This window comes from Lentisalinibacter salinarum (assembly GCF_040706555.1).
Taxonomy (GTDB): domain Bacteria; phylum Pseudomonadota; class Gammaproteobacteria; order Steroidobacterales; family Woeseiaceae; genus Lentisalinibacter; species Lentisalinibacter salinarum.
In genome coordinates this window covers 1-1,284 of sequence record NZ_JAPDRH010000008.1, presented here as the reverse complement: position 1 = coordinate 1,284, position 1,284 = coordinate 1, and the positions used below count along the sequence as shown (strand labels likewise).

3 protein-coding genes are annotated in these 1,284 nt (G+C 54.2%); all 3 read right to left on the bottom strand.

Annotated elements, in window-relative coordinates:
- Positions 1-181: hypothetical protein (locus tag ACJMKZ_RS18760; protein WP_405234761.1), on the bottom strand; the 181-nt coding region annotated here is incomplete at its 3' end.
- A 96-nt stretch (positions 182-277) separates the two neighbouring features.
- Positions 278-637 carry a nuclear transport factor 2 family protein gene (locus ACJMKZ_RS18755; RefSeq protein ID WP_405234760.1) on the bottom strand — a complete coding sequence of 120 codons (360 nt, stop codon included), beginning with the start codon at positions 635-637 and terminating at the stop codon, positions 278-280.
- A gap of 435 nt (positions 638-1,072) precedes the next feature.
- On the bottom strand, positions 1,073-1,284 hold a 212-nt coding region (locus tag ACJMKZ_RS18750), incomplete at its 5' end, for a hypothetical protein (protein ID WP_405234759.1).

Here is a 1,284-nt window from a genome sequence, read left to right as displayed (position 1 = left end):
ACGTTTTTGATGCCCGTGGACGGCTAAGAAACACAGCCACTGCTGCGCCAATGATTGGGATCAGCCATATCGCAAGGTAATAGGCAATGCGATCTCGTCTGTTCTCGATCCGCTGAGCCACAATGAACGCTGCCCAGATCGATAGTCCTAACCAAATGAAATAGATCAGAACGCTACCCATTCCATATCCCTGATCGGCTGCAAAGGGTCGTAAGCGGGAATCGTACCTCAGAAAGGAGCGAGGGTCGCTTTGCGGCCAGAAGCGGTCTATCCGAGCCTATTCGGTTGGTAACGGCAGGCCTTGCAGTCGCAGGAATGACAGTTCGTTGAAGTACCCTCGCTGGAATACAATCTTGTCATTCTTTGTTTCGAAGAAGCCGCACCCCCGAAGCCCGTTCGGATCAGTCCACTCGAGGATCGCCCAATCACCGTCCTGAAAGATGTTCTCGATCTGACAGACCATCTTCGCTGCGGCAAATTCCCTGGCAAACATCTCTCGTATCGCCTCGCGCCCGACAACGGGATCCCGTACGACCTGATGATTCGTCGCATCCTCCGAGTAACAATCAACAATGGCATCCGGGTCCGCTTGGTTGAAACATGCAACCCAGTGCTCAACGATCTGCCGAGGCTCCATGAGCGCTGATCCTCCATACAAGAATCGATCGAGTGACCGGCTGGAGAGGGTCGATAGCGGGAATCCTACCTCAGAATGTTGTTAGGGTCGCTTTGCCGCCAGAAGCAGAAGCTCGCTTCACTGTCCGTCCGGTGGTTTGTGCGAACTCTTGGTTGGGCTGGAAAAGAGCGCGAATGGAATGGCGAAAGGGCCGAATACCAAACCCGCGAGAGACCAATACCAACGATCTGCCATTCGCGCTTTGGCAATCTGGCAGCAGACCAGCACCGACAGCAAATTAACGATGACAAGTAGCCAGATAATTATTTGGAATCACTCAGGATAAGGGCGATCGTCTGCCATGGGCCGATGGTGGAAATCCTACCTCGGAATGCCGCTAGGGTCGCTTTGCGGCCGCAAGCAGACGCCTTGTTCGCGAAGTGATGTCCTCTGCCTCTAGTCGAGGTCCGAGTTCCGATGCGGTGGAAACATCGTGGTTAGTTCCAGTAATTGCCCCTGACCCATGTACTTCTCAACCGCGGAGATCATCCTGCGCGGAAATATCGGTTTGATTGCATCGTCCCACTGATGCTTCCCGCCGGGCGTCGCGACAACTGATGAAAACCAGCGCAAGTAGGCTTCGTACGTTTCCCCTTCCAGTTGGGCTG

Bases quoted from the DNA above. Each gene is read 5' to 3' on its own strand.
- ACJMKZ_RS18755 (WP_405234760.1), bottom strand. From the start codon at position 637: ATGGAGCCTCGGCAGATCGTTGAGCACTGGGTTGCATGTTTCAACCAA.